Below are 22,475 nucleotides of genomic sequence, written 5' to 3'. Positions count from 1 at the left end.
GGATGGAGGATCTGGCGATGACCTATTTCGACGCACTCGAAACCCGATCAGCCGACAAACGCGCCGCCGATCAGGCCGAGGCGCTACAAAAACAACTTGCACGGGCCCTGTCTGCCCCCGGTTTTCAAACGCATCTGGCGGATGTGGAGACAGATGGTGTCACATCGGTTGAGGACTTGCCCAAACTACCGGTTCTGCGCAAATCCCATCTGGCGCAGGCGCAGGCTGCGCGTCCACCGTTCGGGGGGTTCACGGTCAAACCTGCGCGGCATTTTCACCATGTGTTTCAGTCTCCGGGTCCGATCTATGAACCGGGTAGCACCGATCCCGACTGGTGGCGTATGGGCAGGTTCCTGCACGCTGCTGGTGTAGGGCCGGGCGATATCGTTCAGAATTGCTTTGGCTATCACCTGACGCCCGCGGGTATGATCTTTGAAAGCGGCGCGCGCGCGGTCGGGGCGGCTGTTTTGCCCGCAGGCACCGGCCAGACCGAGCTGCAGGTGACGGCGGCGCGCGATGTAGGCTGCACCGCCTATGCCGGGACACCGGATTACCTGAAGGTCATACTGGACAAGGCGGATGAGATGGGCGTCCAGCTTCATTTCACCACCGCCGTCGTAGGGGGCGGGGCCTTGTTCCCGTCACTGCGGCAGGAATACGCGGATCGTGGAATCTCGTGCCTGCAATGCTATGCGACCGCCGATCTGGGTAACATCGCCTACGAAAGCCCCGCCATGGAGGGGATGATCATCGACGAACATGTCATTGTCGAGATCGTGACCCCCGGCACCGGTACCCCAGTGGCAGAGGGTGAAGTGGGTGAGGTCGTTGTGACCTCTTTGAACCCCGACTATCCGCTGATCCGTTTCGCGACGGGCGATCTATCGGCGATCATGCCCGGCCATTCATCTTGCGGACGCACGAATGCGCGGATCAAGGGCTGGATGGGCCGCGCCGATCAGACCACCAAGATCAAGGGTATGTTTGTGCGCCCCGAACAGGTGGCCGCGCTGGTCGATAAACATGCCGAGATCGTCAAAGCCCGCGTCATTGCCGCCCGCCAGGGTGAGATGGACATGATGACCGTTCAGATCGAAAGCCCCGGTGGCGATGACATGGCCTACGCTAAATCGGTTGTCGAGCTGCTGAAACTGAAGGGCGCGATCGAGGTCGTCGCGCCGGGATCGCTGCCCAAGGACGGGTTGGTGATCGAGGATCAGCGCGTTTACGAATGAGGCCAAGCAGGTCTGCGGCAGTATGTGCCGCAGATTTGTATCCCTGCCCACTGGTGTTTCTGACCGTTTTGGTCGATTAATGACGAAACCTGCGCCTTAGCCAGTAACAAGCCGGGATCATGGCCGACGTCGAATTCTCAGAACATGGAACGCGCAATCGCGGCGCGTTGGGCACCCGGTTGGTGGCGACAGTAGCCTGTCTGGTGGCGGCGGCCTGTCTGCTGCCTATGCTCGCAGTTGTTCTGGCGGCGGTGACGGGCGGGACGGACACGATCTCGCACCTGATGGACACGGTCTTGCCGGGCTATGCGCTGACCACTGCGGTGCTGGTTGTTTTGGTGGCGATGGGGACGTTTGCCATCGGTGTCGGTGCGGCGTGGCTGGTAACGATGACGCGCTTTCCCGGAGTTCGGTTTCTGGAAATCGCTCTGGTGCTGCCGCTGGCCTTTCCGGCCTATGTTCTGGCCTATGCCTATACGTTTATTTTGGACCACCCCGGTATCGTTCAGACCACCCTGCGCGACATGACCGGCTGGGGTCCGCGCGACTATTGGTTCCCCGAGATCCGCTCGACCGAAGGCGCGGCGGTTATGCTGATCCTCGTGCTGTACCCGTATGTCTATCTGCTGGCTCGCGCGGCTTTTTTGCAGCAAAGCGCCACTGCCTTTCTGGCGGCCCGCGCGCTGGGTAACAGCCCTTGGGGCGCATTCTGGCGCGTGTCGTTGCCAATGGCGCGCCCGGCGATTGCAGGGGGCGTGTTGCTGGCGATCATGGAGACCATCGCAGATTTCGGCACCGTCGCCTATTTTGGCGTGCAGACCTTTGCCACCGGCATCTATACCAGCTGGTTTTCTATCGGAGACCGCGCTGCCGCCGCGCAACTGGCTTTGTGCCTGCTGGGTTTTGCGCTGGTCATGGCCGTGGCTGAACGGATGCAACGCGGCAAAGCGAAATACTATCAGGCGGGCAAAAACCACGCCGCGCTGCCCTCGGCCCAATTAAAGGGATGGCAGGCGGCAGCGGCGTTCACGCTGTGCATCATCCCGGTGTTGCTGGGGTTCCTGCTGCCTGTGTTCATTCTGGTGCAGATGGGGACGGAATCGGAACAAAACCTGCTGTCGCGACGCTATATCGGGTTCATTCAAAACTCGCTGATTTTGGCAGGGACGGCTGCGGTCGTGACGGTTTTTGCTGCGATCTGCGTTGGGTTCTTTCAACGGCTTCGGCCTGGTCGGGTGTCCTCGGGCGCGGGGTATATGGCGCGGCTGGGCTATGCGGTGCCGGGCGGAGTTATTGCAGTCGGCCTGATCGTGCCCTTTGCCAGTTTCGACAATGCGCTGGACGCATGGATGCGACAGACCTTCGATATCTCCACCGGGCTGCTGGTAACTGGGTCAATCTGGCTGCTGGTTGCGGCCTATATGGTGCGGTTCCTGGCCGCTGCGCTAAGTGCCTATGAGGGCGGTCAAAGCACAGTCCACGCCAATATGGACGCGGCCTCTCGGTCCTTGGGGCAAAGCCCGCTGGGCACGTTGCGCCGCGTGCACTTGCCGATTCTGACACCATCGCTGCTGACCGCGCTGCTGATCGTGTTTGTGGACGTGATGAAAGAGCTGCCCGCGACCCTGATCATGCGACCGTTCAACTTCGACACACTGGCGGTGCAGGCCTATCGGCTGGCCTCGGACGAACGGCTTGAGGGGGCTGCGGTGCCGTCGCTAGTCATTCTGGCTGTGGGACTGCTACCGGTCATTTTGATTTGCCGGCAAGTGGGTCGCAGACGCTAGGGCGCTTCAAAATTGCCACACCCTGTCGTGCGTGGGCTTGATTCAGGCGCGTTTTCCGGCAAGGCTTGGAGTATGAACATGCAGCCTCCCAGCCGGTTCTCTGGTAACTCGGCCCAGATGCCCGTCGCTTTCAACCGCCACGAGATGTCTCATATCCTGTCCGTCTATGGTCGGATGGTCGCCGCCGGAGAATGGCGGGACTACGGCATTTCCAACCTCCGCGATATGGCCGTGTTTTCGATCTTTCGCCGCACGGCCGAACACCCGATATACCGGGTAGAAAAGCACCCGCGTTTGCGGCAGAAACAGGGGATGTATTCGGTGGTCGGCATGGATGGCCGCATCCTGAAGCGCGGTCAGGATTTGCGTACCGTGCTGCGGGTTCTAGAACGCAAGCTGATCCGCTCGGTTGACCTTGATTAGAGCCTTTTGTGACTGGTCACCGGTCCGTCACCCTGATCTTTGATCCGCGCAACGGCCTGCACCATCGGCTCAAAGGTCACATCCATGTGGAAGGCATTGGCGTGCAGAAGCATGTCCTCGGCATAGACCCATGCAACATGGCCCTTCCAGAACAATAGATCACCACGTTGAGGCGGGGTGCCGTCTGGCAGAGTTTGCCCGACCGCGCGCTCTTGATCTCCGCTATCACCCGGGCAAGGCATCCCGCAGGCCAGCAATCCGGCCTGCACAAGGCCCGAGCAATCCAGCCCGCTTCGGCTGTTGCCGCCCCACAGATACGGTGTGCCCAGAAACAGCTCGGCCACTGCGACTGGGTCGGTCAGGGTGACGCCGATGGGTTTGGCGTGAACGGCGGGAATGAAACCAAGTTCGGTTTCCAGAAACCCGTTCACTTCGGACCGGGCGGCTATCCTGCCGCCGAAGCTCAGTGACGCGATGTCCGGGCTTTTCATATCCGCTTGGGTATAAGCATGGGTGGCTGGGGCGGTAATCCAATGGGTTGCGGGGGTGTCCGGGCCAAGCTGGCCCGACCGGATCCAGCCCGGATAACCGTCCTTGTCTGATGTGATCCGGCTCCAACCCTCTACTGTATCAGTGACTGCGACCGTATCCCCATACAAAAGTTGCCGATCCCGGGGCCCATCTGGGCTGCGCATCAGATCGACGACCGGCTGTATGATGCGGTGTTGGGTCATAGGCCCAGCATCTCGGGCAGGGCGGTCAAAAGGGCACGTGGGCCTTGACCCAGCCCGCCCTTGCTGCGTCCGGGTTCTTTGCTGCGCTGCCACGAATAGATGTCGAAGTGTATATAGGGACTGTCGACCGCAAAACGGCGCAGGAACAGGGCGGCAGTGATCGACCCGGCAAATCCACCCGCAGGGGCGTTGTCCAGATCGGCGATGCCGGGTTCGATGATGCCTTCGTAAGGCTCATGGAAGGGCATCCGCCAGACTGGGTCGGCTGCTGCGCGCGCCGCGTGGGTCAAGGCGTCGGCAGCCTTGTCGCTGTCGGTGTAGAAGGGCGCCAGATCAGCACCAACAGCCACACGCGCCGCCCCGGTCAGCGTCGCCATCGAAATAACAAGGTCTGGTTTCCCCTCATCCGCCAGCGCCAGCGCGTCCGCCAGAACAAGACGCCCTTCGGCATCGGTATTATTGATCTCGACCGTCAGACCCTTGCGCGAGGTCAGGATATCGCCGGGTCGAAAAGCGTTCCCAGCCACCGAATTCTCAACCGCTGGGATCAGAACACGCAGTTGCAGCGGCAGGTTCAGCGCCATGATCATCCGCGCCAGCCCTAGCACGTTGGCTGCCCCGCCCATATCCTTTTTCATCAACCCCATCGAGGCACCGGGCTTCAGGTTCAACCCGCCAGTATCGAAACAGACACCCTTACCGACCAGAGTCAGTTTTGGCCCGGCGTTGCCCCAGTTCATCTCGATCAGGCGAGGAGCCTGCGCGGCGGCACGGCCCACCGTGTGGATCATGGGAAAATTCTGTTCCAACAGATCATCGCCTGCAATCACCGAACAGGATGCACCGAATTCCTGCGCCAGCGCTTCAGATGCGGCCTGCAACTGATCCGGCCCCATATCCGAGGCGGGGGTGTTGACCAAATCGCGGATCAACGCCTCGGCCTTGGCAAGAACCTCCAATCGGGTGGGATTCACACCAGCCGGTGCGACGAGGCGCGCTTTGGCGGTAGATTGGCTGGCATAGCGGTCGAAACTGTATCCGGTCAGCAACCATCCCAGGCATTCAGTCTCAAGCACATCATCCGATAGGCCCGAGGCTATGCGATACGTGCCTTTGGGCAACGCTTCGGCCGCTGCGGCCAGTGGGAACCGTTTGCGCGCCCGGCCTGCTGGTTTGCCAAAGCCCGCCAGCGCCATGGACGGCGCACCGTCTGCATCGGGTATCAACAGCGTTTGACCCAAACCGGCCGTGAACCCGCTGTGTTCCACCCAAGCCGCCACAAAACCAGGCTGATCCGAAAGCCAGCTTTCCAGATCGGGCTGCGCGATCACGTGCAATGGCAGGGACGGGTCAGAGGCAGGGGCAAAAGACAGGGTCATGGCGATCTCAACTGGTTCGAATTGCGCCCAGCCTAGTCACCCACGATCCGTTCGCAAGCCCCGTCAGACCGAAAGGTCCTGCTGGTCCCAGATGACGGTCAGCGATTTTTCACCCACGCGGATCAGGCGCGACAGCGTTGACCCCGTGGCCACGGCATCGCCGACATCAACATTATGCGCCACGTCCCCTGCTACGCGCGCCAAAGCGGTCATCCCAACCTGTTCGGAAATCGCAACCAGAGAACGCGCGCATTTGCGCAAGCTCACCCAGTCGCGCCGCCGCCAGTAGCGTTCGCAATTTGACAGGCGCACGGCCAGTTCCTCGACCGTGCGACACAACACGTCCAATGCATTCTGATCCCCCAACTGTCCGCACAATCCGTTCAGACGCTCCGGGTCTAAGCGGACGGATTCCTTGTGTTCAAGCGTGATTATCTTTTCCACCACATTCACCCCAATTCCTTGCACCCCCACGGTGTGGCCCTACTGTGGCGCGAAATTCCTTTGCAAAACCTTGCAGTGCTGCGGGATAATGGCTCGAATTTTCGGTGAATTCGGGTTACAGCACTCCTCAGACACAAGACTAAGGACGTAAGAATGGAACGCGCCAAACCTCTGCCGAGCTATCTGGTCAAACGGTATCACGGCTGGAAAGCCACCACCTATTCCGAAAATCAGGTCTGGTACCGGCGCCTCGCAACCGAGGGTCAGCGCCCGCGCGCGATGGTTATTTCGTGTTGCGACAGCCGGGTGCACGTGACGTCGATGTTCGGCGCGGATCAGGGCGATTTCTTCATTCACCGTAACATCGCCAACCTCGTCCCCCCATACGCCCCGGACGGAGATCACCACGGCACCAGCGCCGCCATCGAATACGCCGTGACCGCGCTGAAAGTGGCGCATCTGATCGTGTTGGGCCATTCGCAATGTGGCGGCGTTCAGGGCTGTATCGACATGTGCAAGGGTCAGGCCCCTCAGCTTGAAGCCAAGGACAGTTTTGTCGGGCGCTGGATGGATATCCTCAAGCCGAAATACGATCTGGTGGCCGATATCGAGGACAGCACGGACCAGGCACGCCAATTCGAGCGGCATGCGGTTGTTGCCTCGCTGGAAAACCTGCTGACTTTTCCGTTCATTGCGTCAGCAGTCGAGGACGGATCACTGAGCCTGCACGGTCTGTGGACCGATATCGGAGAGGGCGGGCTGCAATGCTATGACCCGCATGAAAAGAAGTTCGTGGTTGTTTGATTTTCGATAGGCGCAATGCGATGTGAAGGGCCGGTCAGGCCCTTCTCTTTTTTGTGCAATTGAATCACCGTAGGATCATACCCTCGGGCCAGTTTAGTTCTGTCTCGATTTGAATTGTTTCTGCCTGTCCGGGGGCCAACTCCATTTCCCACGCCAGAACTCCCCGTCGGTTATCGACATTTTCTTCGGCAGGGCTGGGATTTGCGCTCCAGGTGATATTCAGATCATCCTGTTCGGAAAAGGGGACGCTCTCGAGCAGCCGTAGGGGCCAAGTTTGGTCCGAGAGATTCTCGATGTGAATTTGAGCGCGTTCAACTCTTTCGTTCGAGCGTGATATCAACCCGACGTCACCGCTGCGCCGTCCCAGGATTTGGTGCTTCAAAGTCAGAGCATAAAGAGGACCAAATCCCAATTCCACCTCTTCACGAGGTCCGATTTCGGGGCTGGCATCGATTGCGACCAGAACGCCATCGACATGCCATCTGGCATATTCCGAAGAGATTAGGTTTTGTGCATACGGATTCGTGAAACGCGCAGTGCGATAAGCCGTGTCGTCTCGGCTGGGATTGGCCAAGGCAAAAAGCTCTGCCGGTTGAGACATGCTATCCAGTTCCAGTTCGGCGGCCCCGTATCCACTGGAAATCGAGATCGGTACTGGCAGCGTATAGGTCGTGCCCGTTCCTTGAACTGACGCGGCGCTCGGGTTCCAACTTCTCGCGGTTTCTTCGACCACAACCGGCGCCTCTACGACCGGTTCTTCCAGCGTATTGGGCTTTTCACGGATAGAGCGGCGTTTGGTTCGAATCCTAGACGCAGTGCTTTGATCGTCGGGTTGCAGTGTGGAAACGCTCAGGGCGATGTCGTTCCAGTCTTCATCAGTCGTTTGAGCCACAAAGACGCTGCGTTTGATCTGCACCTTCGGGGTATTTCCGGTTTTCAGATCAAAGACATAAGCCGGTTGCCATGATGCAGTTTCATAAGTGAGATATGACAGCGATAGTGTTCCGTTTGTATCTTCTTCGGCAATAACATCTACGGCGATAAAGATACGTTCATCCGCTTCCGGCACAAGCGCGGCCAGATCAGCGTGCGCCGTTTCCAACTCGGCCTCAAGCTCTGCCAGTTGGGTTTCAGTTTCTCGCGCCTCAAGTTCTGCTGCCTGCGCGGTGTTTTCAGCATCAAGGGTTTCGTCGCCAACCATGCGGGCAATGCTGCGCAGGTTTTCGGGATCCGACTCGGCCGAACCTACGTTACGCCCCAGATTGGTGAGGAACGCAATCGTGTGACCGGCAGCTTGGGCCTTCAATCGGGCGGTGTCAGCCTGATCCTCGACCGCTTGGATTCGAGATTCTATGTCTTCGATACGTTCTTCTACCTTTTTGACGGCCTCGCCGACATAGTCGCGCCAGGGCACGTCTGCGTAGCGTGAGATCAGAGCCGTCTGACTTAATCCATCTGCGCGAAACTGCATTGTCGCGATTTGGTAGCCTACATCGTCGCTTTTCGGTGTGCCCAACAGAACCAGTCGATGACGGCCCGCTGGCACATCGAATGCGCCTGTTCGGGTGATCTGAGCCCCTTCCGAGTACACAGTCACGGCGCTAACATTGGTTTCAATGGTAAAAGTTTCAGCATGTAGAAGTGTCGGCAACAAGGCCAAAAAATAGATCAAAGATTTCATAACAACTCGCAACAAATCAGTGGCACCATACCGTATAGGTTGCAGGAGTGCTGCGCTGCACCAAGTCAAAAGAAAATGAGCCGCCAGATTGGGCAGCCGTTTGATTGCAGGGACAGCCAAAAAACTGTGGGGCAAGTTCTTCACCGGATTTGCCGAGGTCGTGGCGGAACAGGAGGTGTCCTGACCTTTTAAGCTTGGGGGATCTATTGTTTGCGTCCGTGAGCAAATGAGTTGACCGCAATGCGGATCAAGGCGATCACCATGCCTGTAGGAGATTTCCGCAGGCAGGAGGTGTGGGATGTCGATTGGCCCTCAGGTCAGGAAGCCTGAAGACAGGGTTTTGATTAATCCCAAAGACGGTCCTGCCATCAGGCGTCTCGTTACTCTTTTGGACCTTTGGGAAAATTCCGAGAATGCAAGCGGTACCTTTGGCGCGACGCAGGCCCGGATAAATGAAGACCTAGGTCCAGATTGGCGTCAGGACATGCTGGATCGCTCGCAAATTTGCGAAAGTTATCATCATTGGATGTCTGTCTTGTCTTCTGCAGGCATGGCTACTGCCGTCCCGATTGCTCAGGCGTTTTCGGGCCGGGTCATGACAATCAAAGGTCAACAAACGCACTGCGATACGAGGATCAAGTTCTTCAAAGAAACCAAGGTGATATCGCGGCTTTGTCACGATTGCTACAAAGTGCAAATCTTGCCTTCAAATCTAGACGAGATGTTCCAGACCTATTTCCTTTTGCTTTTGCTCAATCTGCCGAACGACAATGCAAGGAAGTGCATGATTGAGCTGAGAGATGGCATCAAATACCCCTATAAAGGGTATATTTACTGCCAGAGCATCGAAGAAGCCAAGGACTGCATGGTAGCTTTCGAAAGCCTCAAAATTCGGAACGGGGTAAAGGGGATTCGTACAAAAATTTCGCACGGATGCTCCGAGTTCGTGCAGGAATACCCGGATTTTAAATTCAACGAAGCTGAAGCATTCAGTGAGTTCAAGGTACCAGATGATTGGGTTGCGAAAGAGACGCGCTATTTCAAAAACTTGAAGCTCCCGACATCCTTGCGGAAGACGAACTCGAAAACGTTTCTCAGTCTGAGGGATGTTTTCAGTTTTCGCACATGGGTAAAATACGCTGAACTAATTGGCGACGAAGCAAGTGAGTCATACAGATCGCAACAAGGTCCGAACCTGTTACCAACGTTTATTCAACGCGTTCAGAAGCAAGCAAAAAAGCGGAACAGCGAAATGAAAGCGCTCGTCGAAACAGACTGATGGTACAGCATGTTGCAAGAACGGACATTTGCGTCCGGACAAAACAGCGAGTTTTCGGAAGAGATGGTGCCCAGGAGAAGCTGTGTCTCTTGGTTCCGTTCCCGTTACAGGCATCGTGAGCTATGATTGTCTCAGTAAAAGAAGGGGTATCATTGAGGACGAATCCCGGTCAACAGGCACGTTCTGTCCTACGGTTTGTCCTACGCCTCAGGACACCCTCAATATGGCCACCCATGACACGTTGAGCTCCATCCTCTCGCCCGAAATGCTGCACTAAGACCGCTACTGAATTCGCACCCCCCCCACGGGGGGAGTATCAGAACTGGGGTGAGTGGTATTGGCTGCGTAGATCCCCAGCCATTTTTTTGAATGCACACTACCAGACACTGAAGTCCGCTTATGACCGGGCCAGGCGGACGCCCCTGTTTTTTTGTTTGTCCCTAAGGGCTTCTTCGGCCCCTAGGATGTTCTTAGAGCACTATGAGCTATTGGCGCAGTCAAAAGCCAAGACCTATAACTGTTAATAGGTTTAGGCTGCTAAACTAGACGGCCTTTCGGTCCTGACAAAGCGGGCCTTAGTTCCTCCGCGACCTTTGGTGCCGTGCACAAAGGACCAACCAAGCATTGTCCAAGCTGCATTGCTCTTTGCCAGCCTAGTTCCCCTTGTCTTCAGATTTGAATCGCCAATAAGCTCCCCCAGCTGCTCTACCTCAATTTCGTGCGTGGTCAGCGGAAGGGACTTAAGGCCATTCAAGACCTTCGTTTTGAAAGTCTCCTGACCTTTTCGAACCCCACGCCGACTGTTGTAGGCTGAGGGATCAATGTCGATGTTCGCACCCGGAAAGAGACTTTGGATCTCGTCTGGTGACACCCTGTCCTGATAAACCCATAGGCGCATTGGACCGCAACTTCCGTCCTTATTTGCGACTCGAACGCGACCACGGGCACCAAGCTGCTTGATCTGGGCCTTGTATTCGCCAGCTCTGACTTCTGCAAAGATGTCTTGGAGCGACCCCATCTGCTGATCTAGCAAAGGTTGTGTCACACGGACCGGTCAAATCGGGCCAACCATTGTAGCACCGGGCGAATCCGCCCTACACGCAAAAAGCGCCTCTTGTGGCGCTAAGTGTTTGATATCCGTTTGAGAGTTTTGGTTGCGGGAGTAGGATTTGGCCTTTGCCGAACATCCGCAAAATTGACGTCCTAACGATACTGGAATGCCTCATCTGACTAGGTCCACCGTTATGTATAGTGAACGGAGGACAGAGAATGGCAAACAAGCGGCACAAGCCCGAGGAGATAGTTCAGAAGTTACGGCAGGTTGATGTGCTTGTCGGCCAGGGTATGCAGCGCGTGGATGCGATCCGCGAAGTGCGCATTACCGAGCAGACCTATTACCGATGGCGCAAGCAGTATGGCGGTATGGGAACCGACCAACTTAAGGAACTCAAACGGCTCCAGAAAGAGAATGAACGGCTTCGGAAAGCCGTGTCGGATCTGACCCTGGACAAGCTAATCCTTAAGGAAGCAGCCCGGGAAACTTCTGAGCCCCGCCCGCCGGCGTGCCTGCATCGACCTGATCCGAAGTAGGATGAAGGTTTCAGAACGCAGGATCGCCGGGTGCTGGGGCAGCATCGATCGACGCAAAGGTACTCTCCCGAGGCCGGGAAAACGAAGACCGGCTTGTCGCGGACATGATTGAACTGGCCCGGCAATACGGCAGCTACGGTTACCGCCGCGTCGCCGTTCTGCTGAGAGATGCGGGCTGGCAGGTCAGCGTCGGCCGTGTTGAGCGGCTATGGAAGCGGGAGGGGCTGAAGGTGCCACGCAAGCAACCAAAGAAGAGCCGTCTCTGGCTGAACGACGGATCATGCATCCGCCTGAAGCCTGAGCACCGCAACCATGTCTGGAGCTACGACTTCGTGCATTGCCGCACTGACGACGGCAAGGCGTTCCGTACCTTGAACATCCTCGATGAGTTCAGCCGGGAATGCCTGTCAATCACAGTGAAGCGGAAGCTAAACTCGACCGACGTGATCGACGCTCTCACCGATCTCTTCATCCTGAGAGGGCCGCCGGCATTTGTGCGCAGCGACAATGGCCCCGAGTTCGTTGCCAAAGACGTCCGAGCATGGATCGAAGCCGTGGGAGCCAGGACGGCCTTCATCGAACCGGGCAGCCCTTGGGAGAACGGCTATGTGGAGAGCTTCAATGCCAGGTTCCGCGATGAACTTCTGAACCGAGAGATCTTCTACTCGCTGAGGGAGGCTCAGATTATCATCGAAGGCTGGCGGAAACACTACAACACTAAGCGGCCCCACAGCGCTCTCGGCTATCGGCCACCAGCTCCTGAAACCATCGTCCAGATGGACCCGAGGCCAGTCATGCACTAACAATCAAGTCGGACCAGTCAAATCAGGCCATCCAGTGCTAACGAGCGCTGTTCTTTCTTTGGCAGTTCGTCCCACAGTACAAATGGCAGCAATAGCGGCAGCTTTGGCAACTCTACTCGTTCGTTTAACTGGCGCATTAGATTTCGGAGACGCTTGGTTCATAGTAGGGTATATTTTGTCCCTATTATTGTTGGTACTTGCGTTCATCAGTTTGATGAAAGCCATTATTGCAGCCGACTATATTAACCTGAAAGTCATTGCCGATGCTGTGTCCTGCTATCTATTGATCGGTATTGCTTGGGCACTGATTTTTTCAATAATATATACAGTTTTGCCACATGCTCTAGATTTTGGAGAGCCTAACGGATCTGAAAAGTGGAGTAGTTACATATATTTAAGCTTTATGACACTCACAACCCTAGGTTATGGAGACATAACCTCCAGCAACGCGGTTGTTCAAATCTGGTCAATCTTAGAAGCGGTTGTAGGAGTTCTTTTCCAAGCAATACTAATCGCGAGACTTGTCAGCCTATATGGGACTCACACTAAGTAGCTCGAATAACTATCAAAGCAGCATGATTAGTGTTCCAAGAGCCGTTAAAAGTACATTGGCAAGCGCGTAAGTTCCTGCATAGCCAAGGGATGGAACGGAACTCTTCGCCGCTTGTTGAACAATCCCGAGAGCTGGTGTGCTTGTCATTGCACCAGTGAGAGCCCCTAAAAGTAAGGCTGGATTCATGTTCAGAACGATCCGCCCAAATGCATATCCAGCCAATAGTGGGATGCACGTCACGACAACACCACAAAGAAATAGTTTCGGCCCGACTGCACCAAGAGCTTCGATTATGCCACCGCCGGCATTTAGGCCAACGCCAACCATAAAAAACAGCAACCCTAGCTCCATAAGAATAAAGCGCGCCGCAGCTGGCATACGACCAAACGTTGGGCGGTTAGCCCTGAGAAAGCCAACTGCGATCCCTGAAACAAGTAGACCGCCGGCATTACCTATTCCTACGTCAATTCCACCAATTCTTACTGTTATCTGACCAATAAACAGCCCTACGACTATTCCGGCTGCAAATGTCAACAAGTCGGTTTCCACTGCGGCCCGCTCTTCTACCCCCAATATCGAAACTAACTGCTGCAAAGCGGCACGCTCGCCGGTCAAATACATCACGTCGCCACGTTGGACCCTTGTCGAAGGTGACAGCGGCATTTCTATTTGCGAGCGTGTCAATCGCGTCAGTCGGCACCCATGCTCTTGTTGGATTGCAAGCTGCCCGATCGTTTGACCGACTGCGAAGCTGGAATTGACAACCACTTCAACAACGTCGACCACAGCGTCTACCAAGTCTTCGTCTAGCACTTCGCGGCCGAGCTTCATTTCCTCCCGAATTTTCTCATGTAGTTTCGGCGAGCAAAAAAATGCGAGCTTGTCGCCAGGTTCAAGAGTTGTGTCTGGCGATACGTCGATTATGTCGTTGCCGCGCTTTAACTTATAGATCGCGCCATAGTCTTGATATTGAGACAAAAAATCGGATGATGCTTGAGCTACGGTTTTCTTTTCGTAATCGACAGATGGAACTTCATAAGCCCGTAAAATTGGGCGCTCGGCCTCCTTCGCTGAATCCTCAGCAACAAAGCCGCGTTCCCTCGCAAAGTCTTGCGCCTTTTCAACCAGATCAATTTTGAGCAAGCTTGGCAAAAGCTTAACAAGCAGCAAGAGACCCACTGTACCAAAGATATATGTAATCGCGTATCCAACACTGATGCTTTCGATTATCGCTTCAGAAGTCGAACCGGCCGGTATTGGAACCAATCCGGCTTCTACAGCGTTCTGCGCACCTACAAGCGTAGGAGTGCTCGTCAATGCCCCTGCCATCAAACCAGCGGCAAGCGCGTTTTCCAAATCAACCACAAGCGCCAGTCCAACCACTAATGCAAAAGAGCCCAGTGACATAAATAGCGCAATGGTCAAATAGCTTAGGCCATCTTGGCGTAACACGTTGATAATTTGAGGACCCGCTTGCCATCCAACTGAGTAGATGAACAAAGTAAATCCGATTGACTGGACGATCGGATCAATTTGAAAACCAAAATGGCCGAAAACCAGAGCGCACAACAATACGCCGCCGGTGATCCCTATCTCGAATTGACCAATTTTGACGTTGCCTATCACGTAACCGATGGCAATGATCGTAAAAACGACCAACACCGAGTTGGCTGAGAAAAGCTGAAAGAAATCGATAGTCATCTTCTGCCCCGCTGTAGAGGGTATTGTTGTTCTCGCCTTTGGTCGCTTTACCGGCTGAAAAGATAACCCCAATTGGTTACGTTGCTGGCTCCTTCACACGATAGTAAATCGAATAGAAGACCGGAATCATTATCATCGTGAACACCGTCCCAAAGGCCAATCCGACGGCCATCGTCGTTGCCATGGCGACCCAGAAGATATCCTGCATCAATGGAAGAACACCAAGAATCGTTGTACCTGCGCCAAGCAAAACGGGACTTAGTCGAGAAACAGCAGCGTTCATTACCGAGTCATACTGTTTCATACCCTGCGATTGATTCAGATTGATTTCGTCCAATAACACAATCGCATTTTTTATCATCAACCCGATGAGGCTCATGGCCCCAAGCAACGCCATAAAAGAAAAGGGTTGCAGGAATGTTAGCAAGCCAACGGTAATGCCGATTATCGCCAGCGGGACGACCGAGAAGATCACAAAAACTGGTCGAATAGCGTTGAAAAGCACCACAATCAAAAACACGATAATTATGATAGCTGGCGCCGCACCGGGCTGAAGCGAAGTTTGACTGTCTACTGTCCCGAAGTATTCCCCTCGCCATTCCAACTGATAACCGGGAGGCAAGGGTATAGCCTCGAACTCCTCACGGACACTTTCGAACAACGTTGGAAATGTAACTTCGTTAGGGCTGGCCTGAATCGTTACAGCGCGCTTGCGATTCCAGCGCACAATGATTGGGTCTTCCAGCTCAACTTTGATATCTTCTGTTACCGCAGAGAGCGGCAAGTTTTTTACAGACAGGGCAGGAACGACCTGCAGAAGCTCAAAGTCTTCGGCAGTTTGTTGCCTTTCATCATCGACACGTCGGACAATAATTGGCAAAAGATCTTCGTTTTGGCGATAGAGACCGACGGGCAAACCGTCAAATGCCGCGCGAGACGCATTCGCGATATCCGCTCTGGAAGTTGCTGTCCAAACACCCGTAACCTGATCAAACTCAGGGACGATCTTTGGGACTCGATTGCGCATGTCGGTCCGGATGTCTTTGGCGTAGGGCGACTTTTGAATTATCTCTACCCCCTGCCGCGCAAGATCCCTCAACACTTCCGGGTCTGCATTTGCCGGGCCCGAGAATCTTGCTTCGAACGGCCAGGTAAAACCGGGACCTGCTGTGAACTTTCGAACTCGGACCATTGCCTCAGGCAGGTTATCCACAACCCAAGGCTCTAGTTCTTCGACAAGGCTATAAACACTGTCTAGATCGGTCGTGTTAATAATGACTTGCGCATAGCTTTCGTAAGGAAACTCTGGATCAACGGGCAGATAGAATCTAGGGCCTCCGGAGCCTACAAACGTGGAAACACCGGAAACACGCTCATCTCCGTCCAGGTGATTTTCCACCCTTTTCGCCAGAGCCGAAGTTTGTTGAATGCGCGTACCTTCGGGTGCCCAGATATCGACCATAAACTGCTGCCGCGTCGCATCAGTGAAGAAGAGTCGATCTACGAATTGGAAGCCGTAAAGCGCGGATCCAAACACTGCCAGCATAACGAGGACGGTAAGCCAGCGCACTCTGATGCACGTAGACAAGACCGCGCGGAACATCGTGAAAACAACGCCTGTATATGGATCTCTTGATGAGTCGCGATCGGCTTCCGAGATCTTGATAAGATCAACACACATCAATGGTGTGATTGTCATGGCAATAAGCCAACTTAGTAGCAGCGAAACCCCTACCACCACAAATAGTGAACCAGCATACTCACCTGCATCTGCGGTTGCTGCGAAGATTGGGTAGAAAGCCATCATTGCGATAACTGTCGCTCCCAGAAGAGCCCAACTCGGTTGGGCAGCGGCTTCAATAGCAGCCGCCTTGCGATCCATTCCCTTCTTCAAACGGACAGCCATACCATCTGCGACCACAATGGCGTTATCGACCATCATTCCCAGAGCAATAACCAGCGCGCCTAGAGAAACCCTTTGAAGATCAATTTGCAGTATAGACATAACAATGAAAGTGCCGAGGATCGTCAGGATAAGCGCACCGCCTATTACCAGCCCCATACGCCAACCCATGGCCAGAGCAACAACGACTAGGACGATAAGAACCGCTTCGCCCAAGTTTATCATGAAGGCGTTTATGGCTTCCGTCACGAGATCGCTCTGCCAAGCGATTTTGTGCATTTCAATTCCCAAGGGAAGGTTGGCCTCGACAATGGCCAAAGCCGCATCCAAATTTCGTCCCGTGTCTACAATATTGCCGCCAGTCACATTGGCTATTGATATCCCAATTGCGGATTGGCCATTGAATCGCATGACATTGATGGGTGGTTCCAGGTAACCTTGTCTGACATCTACAACGTCCTTGATTGCGATTGTTTCAGCACTGCGGTCTCTGGGGCGAGTTGCCTCATCAGCAAAATCCGCGGGAATATCCAGAGCTTTGTCCAGCAAGCTTGTACGGACTCGTAAGTTCCCGATATCTTCCGGGCTTTTAAATTCTCCAGTCGGCGCAATTCGAAGGCGCATATCGCCAAGCTCTAGTTGCCCCGCATTAACGACCTGGTTCTGCAGTGCCAGCGTTGCAACAAAGTCTTCCGTCGTTACCCCGAGATCCAGAAGCTTTTGTTCCGAAGCATCAAGGTAAATAACCTTTGGCTGCACTCCCCAAGTTTCGACACGTGCAACTCCTTGAACAAGCGCCAGCTCTTTGCGGATCGCCTTTACGTATTCTTCCAGTTGCGCGTAGGAGAAACCGTCGCCCGTTATCGCAAGAACGAACCCATACACAAAACTGAAGTCGTCGATAACGTTTGGGGTCATGGCTCCTGGCGGAAGCTGACCATGGACATCCCGGACCTTGCTACGCATCTTGTCCCAAACTTGGGGCAAGCGGTCCGCCCAATACTCCTGTTTGATTTCGACCTTTACAATTGAAAGTCCAGCTTTTGAGTAAGACGTAAGAAAACGAAGTTCGGGGAGTTCTTGAATCGCAGATTCTATGAGGTCAGTAACCTCTAGCTCAACTTCTTCAGGGCTTGCACCAGGATATTGAGTAATCACGATCGCGGTTTTGACTGTAAAATCGGGATCTTCGAGTTGGCCAAGACGGAAATAACTAAAAGTTCCGATGACCAAGATAAGGAACAGCGTAAAATACGTTACAACTCGGTTCTCAATGGATATCTGCGGAAGTGACATGGCTGCCTCCAGAATTTAAGGCGCTTCGACCCGGACCTTTTGGCCCTCGGCTATGACATTGACACCTGCAGTGACGATACGATCCCCCGCATCAAGCCCTTGAACAACTAATCCCCTCCCCCCGATAGAAATTACTTCAACAGATTTTGGAGAAACTGTGTTTGACGCTTCATCAATAAGCCAAACGAAAGTGTTTCCCGCGTTTTCCCCGTCAGGCGAAAACACAGCTGCGCTGGGAATCTCAACACCGGTCTTCGCCCAGTTCTCGGGCAGTCGTACACGAGCAGTCGCTTTACCGGCCATCCCGGGTTGGATTTTGGCTTCGTCAGGTTGATCCATTACAATTGTAACTGGATACGTACGAGTGCTGAGCGACGCCTCAGAACCTATCCTGGAAATTTCTGCAGGAACTTCTAAATTCGGTAGGCTTGAAAAAGTAACGCTGATTTCTTCCACGAAAGGAGCCAGCCCTATAAGAGCTTCTGGAACGCCGATTTCCATTTCGATCTGGGAAGTATCCAGGATGCGCATTACCGGTTGATTCGCGACAACGTTCTGAAAGTTGTCCGCAAAAACCTCCGACACAATCCCATCGAAAGGTGCTTTCAGTTCCGTATAGTTTAGGTTGAGACGAGCAGCGTCCAGCAAACCTTCAGTCGCTTCAATTTTTGCCTTGGCTGCATCGACAACCATAATTTGGTCGTCGACGTTGGCCTGAGAAACAAAATCATTTTCGAGCAGTTTTTCTCTGCGCTCCAATTCTGTGGTTGCGTTGGACAATGCCGCTTGAAGAGAAGCTTGTTCCCCTTCAATTGTGCGAATCCGAGCTACATAAGGCTCCGGGTCCAAAGAACCGAGAATTTCCCCTGATCTGACAGTCGATCCCACATCGACCGGTCTGGTAATCATTCGCCCCGATACTTCGAAAGACAGGTTCACTTCCCGTACAGCTTCGGCTCGACCAGGATAGCTGTCAGTCCGAAACCTTTCTGTGTCACCCACGATCATCGACAAAACCGGTCGAGCAGGTTTTTCTGTCGCTTCGGCACTATCCTCTTCAAAGCACCCTGCAAGTGCACCTACAAAACAAATCGTCATCCAAAACTTGGCGTGTTGTTTAAAGCAAGTTTTTTCCATTTGTTTTACTCTCACTGAATTGGACAGGTTGGATGACCGCGCTGTTTGGCTTTCCGTTCGTTACTCAGACTTCATCGTAGGCGCTTAACTTTTCTACACAAAACACTCATTCAAACCTTTGAATAAAAAGTGCTTTTAGTGAACGCCCTACCGAATCGGTCATCTAACAGGCAGCTACGTAACTAGTGTCAGCAGTCTCATTTTTTGGTCGGCGCAGAAGAACTTTCCTGAACACCCGACGGAACAGGGAGGCGGATTCTAAGGCTTTTCACTTGGGCCCTCTCTTTTTTGCGTTGTAGTAAGTCCTTTTGTCAGACGCTCGTTTCGATCATTGGAACTGCATATTTAGTGCAAAAAACACTTGTCGTTTTGGTTGTCCTGGCCCGCTATCGGCAACTGACCATTGAGGTTCAACGAACACGTTGAATACAGTTTTTCCGTTTACCCAGACCTTTCCGACCCGGAGGCCTAACGGTACAGAATAATCACCGTTTTCCAGATTTGCTGTCCAAATTGGAGCCCCGCCTGTGTACCAGCCGTCGCCAAGTTGGCGGAACAGAATAGGTTGCAATGCGGCGGTGTTTACGCGTTCCCTGTCGTTCGTGCTACCCACGCCGCTTCGCCAAATTAGCAAGTACCCATACTGCCAAAGTGTCGATTTCGCATTGAAGTAGACATTAGCCAAACCCAACTGCCATTGGTCGCTGCCCAAGCGGTCATCGGAGGCGGTTGGAGCCACAATAGAAGGGCCAATTGCAAAGCTTACTCCTGGTCTTTGTAAGTCGATCTGATAGGCGGCGAAGATGTCAAAGTCCCCTACCCCATCCACCGTTGACCCACCATCGCCGACAGGAAAGCTGTTGAACGGCAAAGACGCGCGGATCAGCCAGTTTGTTTCCCCTAGCTGAACCGGTTGGGCGTAGCGAAGAATGAACGAATTTGCATCGTTTTCGCTAGGGCCAGTCAACTCATCGACATAATAGTTCTGCAAGTTGAAAGCCGTGAAATTTGCCAGAGGGTTATTGGCCTGCGCCGCAGCGTCTGCGCTGTCTTGTGCATAAACTTGGCTACTGAAAAGAGTAACCTTAGCCGCCAATATTGCTAAGACACCGAGCACACGCCGCAATCTTCCCTCGCCAATTTGCATTCGGTCCGCCTACCAAGCCCCGTGTTTAGGAAAACATGCTTGCATTGAAAGGCGATCGTTGGGGGGAATTTCGACATCCCAAAAGTGCAAAATACGTGTCACAGACCAAAGAATTTGCCTCAATAACTGACTGTTACGTGTCAAAGAAATATTGTTATGTCATATTTTCTGAATGTGATATTCGGAATAGATGGGGGACAAAGAACTATTCAAAAACTTGTCGGTTGAACGGACATTCACAACCACGTCTGACGTCGGGCAGTTGCAGGACGCCTCCGTCGGTTGGGATCAAGAGTACTACCAAATGACTGCTGGTCCTTTGGAGAGCAGTCTTGATTTACTTCAAGTTGGTCAAAAACAGATTGCTCGGGAGAAATGGAATCAAAAAATAGTGTACCGCGGCACAGTTGTGCCCGATTGTTTCTCGGCAGCGCTCGTTTTGGAACAAGCTGAACCCGCAGCTTTTTTTGGTGAAAAAATCGAAACAGGTTCGATTATTGTTCAACCTCCCAGTCGAGAAGCCGAGCTAATTGGCAGTACAAACTGGGATGGGGTAAATCTGGCCGTTCCCTTTTCGGAAGCGCGGTCTCTGGCGCTTAAACTCACTGGGGATGAGCTCGACTTTGAAGACATACCTCCAGTCAGTAGTCTAACTCAGCAGGCGAGCAAAAGACTGGGACTCGCGGCTCAAGATTTATTGCACCGTTCGAAGCAAGCAAATGAATTTGAGATCGAACACCTGCTTGACCAGTTTACAAAGTTATTCTTGTGGGAATTGATTAGCTCGCGGGCTTCGAAATCTGCTTCCCCACAATCGTGCCGTTCCGCGGCAATCGTTAGTCGCGCGTGCGATATCGCCTATTCGGACGATGTCTGCTCCGTGGGTCTGGTCGAGTTATGCAGTGAAATCGGAGTAAGCCTTCGGACTCTACACTACGCGTTTCGAGATTGCATCGGTATATCCCCCGCAACCTGGTTACGACGCATACGCCTTAACAAAGTCCACAAAACACTTAGTGCCGCCAGTGTTGGGGAAGTTCAAATCAAAGGTGTTGCGATTGAAAACGGTTTTTTTCATCAAGGTCATTTTGCTCAACAATACAAACGGGTGTTCGGATGTCTGCCGGAAGAAACACTTGGCCGACACTAACATGTTTTGTGGCACAATACTCGCAGCCCAAGAATAGAGATCGGTGGCTCTAGCCGGCCGAAAGCGCGTCATGTTCCCAAATTCAGTTGGATATCGCCTCGTCAACGACAGCGATGGTACCACTGGCGGTAATAACCACGGCTTCAGCGCGACCTGAAACCTTAGCGCCTTTATCGCCTGCTAGTATTCTGTCCCCTATCAGCCGAACAACCTCGGGAGCGTCAGCAAACTTTGAATGGTGTACAGTGGTCGTGTCTTGCACCTGGGACAGGTCAATCACGTTCAAACCTAGCTCGGAAATTAGTGTTGCATCTAGCTGTCCCACTCGCGGGTTTCTTGCAATCAAGCTTGAAACCGCAAGAGCTTGGTCATTTTCGGATGTCAGCACATAGAACCTCCGTTTGTCCTTGGGGATCGCTGATAACTGAGCAATGAATAAGTCTATGTCTATGTCGGGCGACGCAAGAATAACACTTCTGAGTTTACCGCTGACATTGAAAAGCCCGCGATTTGCTATGCCGCGAGCGGCTTCCATGGCAACAAGGTTACCCATCGAGTGGGCTACGATATCTATTGTTTCTACAGGACTGTCTTTGAGTAGCCCAGGAACCTCCTCAAGCTGATCCCGTGCAATGAGTGCACTGTTGATGTCGTAGACGTAGGCACCCAAACGAGCCTGAGAGGCCCAAGAGTATAAGATGGGCACTCCGCTATACCCGGTGTCTTCCAGAAACTGAGCAAACCGCAATACTGCATCAGTCAGATTTGTGTTGTAACCATGTATCCATAGCAGAGAGGCACGTTCTCCCTTTGGCAAAGCCAAAACACTGTTCTCTACCGTGCCTACAAACTTGCTATCGTTGTCAAATATCTGCGGGTTCGTGATAACGAAATGCTTATCGGGATCTGGCGAGCTGCCTCTCGGCCTTTCGATATTGCCCGTCTTGTGGTTTGGCGGGATTACAACATCTACAGCCGCAAAGTTAAGACGATTGGCGCGACGACCTGAAAAAAACTCAGTCGCCACCGTTGAGGGTTCGCGAACAGTAGCAATAAAGATCCTATGACCTCTTTCATCGATTTCTGCTTTGGATAAAGCTCTTGTTGGTTTGAGGCCGACTAAGTTCCTTTTGGAACTGCACCCAGTCGCGACAAAAACGCTCCCTGAAAATACGAAGTGCCGCCGCGACTGATCTATGGTCTTTTTGACGCTCAACTTCACAAACCCTTTTTCCACGAATATCGCCGTCAAAGGCATCGTAGCCAGAGCACATTACACATAAGTGGAATATAAATATCGGACAAATAAGCGGGCCACAATTATCGTTATATCTCAAGGCTTCCACCGCAAAAGCCAAAAAGTCATTTCTGCTCTAGCAGCACTATCCACTCACTATCTCAAAGATAAAATGACTTCTCCAAGACAAAG

The 22,475-nt window shown here is 53.5% G+C and carries 16 protein-coding genes and 2 pseudogenes; 9 read left to right on the top strand and 9 right to left on the bottom strand.

The window, feature by feature from the left end; genetic code table 11:
• Window positions 1-17 precede the first annotated feature (17 nt).
• From ACR3E7_RS13660 to ACR3E7_RS13650, 3 genes are all read left to right on the top strand, one after another.
• Window positions 18-1,235, top strand: a complete 1,218-nt coding sequence (locus ACR3E7_RS13660; protein WP_480505467.1) for a phenylacetate--CoA ligase family protein — start codon at window positions 18-20, stop codon at window positions 1,233-1,235.
• 119 nt (window positions 1,236-1,354) lie between these two features.
• Window positions 1,355-3,022, top strand: coding sequence for an ABC transporter permease (locus ACR3E7_RS13655; RefSeq protein WP_480505469.1), 1,668 nt, complete (start codon window positions 1,355-1,357; stop codon window positions 3,020-3,022).
• A 72-nt stretch (window positions 3,023-3,094) separates the two neighbouring features.
• A complete protein-coding gene (locus ACR3E7_RS13650) occupies window positions 3,095-3,445 on the top strand; it encodes a DUF2794 domain-containing protein (RefSeq protein ID WP_170771486.1) in 351 nt (116 codons plus the stop codon).
• Here the strand turns inward: ACR3E7_RS13650 and ACR3E7_RS13645 are convergent.
• From ACR3E7_RS13645 to ACR3E7_RS13635, 3 genes are all read right to left on the bottom strand, one after another.
• Window positions 3,442-4,179 (bottom strand): C40 family peptidase, encoded by a 738-nt coding sequence (locus ACR3E7_RS13645; RefSeq protein WP_480505471.1) that lies wholly within the window; start codon window positions 4,177-4,179, stop codon window positions 3,442-3,444. The genes ACR3E7_RS13650 and ACR3E7_RS13645 overlap by 4 nt on opposite strands.
• A complete protein-coding gene (locus ACR3E7_RS13640; protein ID WP_480505473.1) occupies window positions 4,176-5,558 on the bottom strand; it encodes a leucyl aminopeptidase family protein in 1,383 nt (460 codons plus the stop codon). Before ACR3E7_RS13640 ends, ACR3E7_RS13645 begins: the two co-directional genes overlap by 4 nt.
• Window positions 5,559-5,621: 63 nt before the next feature.
• The gene (locus tag ACR3E7_RS13635) at window positions 5,622-6,011 is read right to left on the bottom strand and encodes a hypothetical protein (protein WP_170771590.1); all 390 of its coding nucleotides are present in this window, start codon (window positions 6,009-6,011) and stop codon (window positions 5,622-5,624) included.
• Between the two features lie 144 nt (window positions 6,012-6,155).
• Here ACR3E7_RS13635 and ACR3E7_RS13630 point away from each other — a divergent pair, with 144 nt between their 5' ends.
• Complete coding sequence (locus ACR3E7_RS13630) at window positions 6,156-6,806, top strand: carbonic anhydrase (protein ID WP_170771492.1); 651 nt, start codon at window positions 6,156-6,158, stop codon at window positions 6,804-6,806.
• 64 nt (window positions 6,807-6,870) lie between these two features.
• Here the strand turns inward: ACR3E7_RS13630 and ACR3E7_RS13625 are convergent, their stop codons facing one another.
• Window positions 6,871-8,487: a DUF4139 domain-containing protein gene (locus ACR3E7_RS13625; RefSeq protein WP_480537333.1), complete on the bottom strand. Its 1,617-nt coding sequence runs from the start codon at window positions 8,485-8,487 to the stop codon at window positions 6,871-6,873.
• 82 nt (window positions 8,488-8,569) lie between these two features.
• On the opposite strand from ACR3E7_RS13625, the pseudogene ACR3E7_RS13620 reads away from it, so the two are divergent.
• The 4 genes and pseudogenes from ACR3E7_RS13620 to ACR3E7_RS13605 all read left to right on the top strand — a co-directional run.
• Window positions 8,570-8,671: pseudogene (locus ACR3E7_RS13620) on the top strand (carbon monoxide dehydrogenase); the annotation flags it as partial.
• Between the two features lie 114 nt (window positions 8,672-8,785).
• On the top strand, window positions 8,786-9,766 hold the full coding sequence (locus ACR3E7_RS13615) for a hypothetical protein (protein WP_480505477.1): 981 nt from the start codon (window positions 8,786-8,788) through the stop codon (window positions 9,764-9,766).
• Between the two features lie 1,269 nt (window positions 9,767-11,035).
• Window positions 11,036-12,159, top strand: a pseudogene (locus ACR3E7_RS13610) (IS3 family transposase).
• Between the two features lie 34 nt (window positions 12,160-12,193).
• Entirely contained in the window at window positions 12,194-12,712 is a 519-nt protein-coding gene (locus ACR3E7_RS13605) for an ion channel (RefSeq protein ID WP_480719412.1), read from the top strand.
• Between the two features lie 12 nt (window positions 12,713-12,724).
• Here the strand turns inward: ACR3E7_RS13605 and ACR3E7_RS13600 are convergent, their stop codons facing one another.
• The 4 genes from ACR3E7_RS13600 to ACR3E7_RS13585 all read right to left on the bottom strand — a co-directional run bounded on the left by ACR3E7_RS13600 (window position 12,725) and on the right by ACR3E7_RS13585 (window position 19,896).
• Window positions 12,725-14,413, bottom strand: coding sequence for an aspartate:alanine exchanger family transporter (locus ACR3E7_RS13600; protein WP_480506138.1), 1,689 nt, complete (start codon window positions 14,411-14,413; stop codon window positions 12,725-12,727).
• A 76-nt stretch (window positions 14,414-14,489) separates the two neighbouring features.
• Window positions 14,490-17,612 carry an efflux RND transporter permease subunit gene (locus ACR3E7_RS13595; RefSeq protein ID WP_480506140.1) on the bottom strand — a complete coding sequence of 1,041 codons (3,123 nt, stop codon included), beginning with the start codon at window positions 17,610-17,612 and terminating at the stop codon, window positions 14,490-14,492.
• A 15-nt stretch (window positions 17,613-17,627) separates the two neighbouring features.
• Complete coding sequence (locus ACR3E7_RS13590; RefSeq protein ID WP_480506142.1) at window positions 17,628-18,749, bottom strand: efflux RND transporter periplasmic adaptor subunit; 1,122 nt, start codon at window positions 18,747-18,749, stop codon at window positions 17,628-17,630.
• A gap of 328 nt (window positions 18,750-19,077) precedes the next feature.
• Complete coding sequence (locus ACR3E7_RS13585) at window positions 19,078-19,896, bottom strand: hypothetical protein (protein ID WP_480506144.1); 819 nt, start codon at window positions 19,894-19,896, stop codon at window positions 19,078-19,080.
• A gap of 190 nt (window positions 19,897-20,086) precedes the next feature.
• Between ACR3E7_RS13585 and ACR3E7_RS13580 the strand changes: the two genes are divergently transcribed.
• Window positions 20,087-21,046 (top strand): AraC family transcriptional regulator, encoded by a 960-nt coding sequence (locus ACR3E7_RS13580; protein ID WP_480506146.1) that lies wholly within the window; start codon window positions 20,087-20,089, stop codon window positions 21,044-21,046.
• A gap of 82 nt (window positions 21,047-21,128) precedes the next feature.
• On the opposite strand, the gene ACR3E7_RS13575 is transcribed toward ACR3E7_RS13580, so the two are convergent.
• The gene (locus ACR3E7_RS13575; protein ID WP_480537342.1) at window positions 21,129-22,298 is read right to left on the bottom strand and encodes an alpha/beta hydrolase; all 1,170 of its coding nucleotides are present in this window, start codon (window positions 22,296-22,298) and stop codon (window positions 21,129-21,131) included.
• Between the last annotated feature and the right edge of the window lie 177 nt (window positions 22,299-22,475).

The organism is Ruegeria sp. BK1 (genome assembly GCF_056535645.1).
The sequence above is the reverse complement of the archived record's forward strand: the minus strand, read 5'-3'. Positions and strand labels throughout refer to the sequence as shown.

What these genes read in the sequence shown, in the direction of transcription:
- ACR3E7_RS13580 (WP_480506146.1), top strand. Translation starts at nt 20,087, where the DNA reads ATGGGGGACAAAGAACTATTCAAAAACTTGTCGGTTGAACGGACATTC.
- ACR3E7_RS13585 (WP_480506144.1), bottom strand. Translation starts at nt 19,896, where the DNA reads ATGCAAATTGGCGAGGGAAGATTGCGGCGTGTGCTCGGTGTCTTAGCA.
- ACR3E7_RS13615 (WP_480505477.1), top strand. Translation starts at nt 8,786, where the DNA reads ATGTCGATTGGCCCTCAGGTCAGGAAGCCTGAAGACAGGGTTTTGATT.
- ACR3E7_RS13595 (WP_480506140.1), bottom strand. Translation starts at nt 17,612, where the DNA reads ATGTCACTTCCGCAGATATCCATTGAGAACCGAGTTGTAACGTATTTT.
- ACR3E7_RS13630 (WP_170771492.1), top strand. Translation starts at nt 6,156, where the DNA reads ATGGAACGCGCCAAACCTCTGCCGAGCTATCTGGTCAAACGGTATCAC.
- ACR3E7_RS13640 (WP_480505473.1), bottom strand. Translation starts at nt 5,558, where the DNA reads ATGACCCTGTCTTTTGCCCCTGCCTCTGACCCGTCCCTGCCATTGCAC.
- ACR3E7_RS13655 (WP_480505469.1), top strand. Translation starts at nt 1,355, where the DNA reads ATGGCCGACGTCGAATTCTCAGAACATGGAACGCGCAATCGCGGCGCG.
- ACR3E7_RS13600 (WP_480506138.1), bottom strand. Translation starts at nt 14,413, where the DNA reads ATGACTATCGATTTCTTTCAGCTTTTCTCAGCCAACTCGGTGTTGGTC.
- ACR3E7_RS13590 (WP_480506142.1), bottom strand. Translation starts at nt 18,749, where the DNA reads ATGGAAAAAACTTGCTTTAAACAACACGCCAAGTTTTGGATGACGATT.
- ACR3E7_RS13650 (WP_170771486.1), top strand. Translation starts at nt 3,095, where the DNA reads ATGAACATGCAGCCTCCCAGCCGGTTCTCTGGTAACTCGGCCCAGATG.
- ACR3E7_RS13660 (WP_480505467.1), top strand. Translation starts at nt 18, where the DNA reads ATGACCTATTTCGACGCACTCGAAACCCGATCAGCCGACAAACGCGCC.
- ACR3E7_RS13625 (WP_480537333.1), bottom strand. Translation starts at nt 8,487, where the DNA reads ATGAAATCTTTGATCTATTTTTTGGCCTTGTTGCCGACACTTCTACAT.
- ACR3E7_RS13645 (WP_480505471.1), bottom strand. Translation starts at nt 4,179, where the DNA reads ATGACCCAACACCGCATCATACAGCCGGTCGTCGATCTGATGCGCAGC.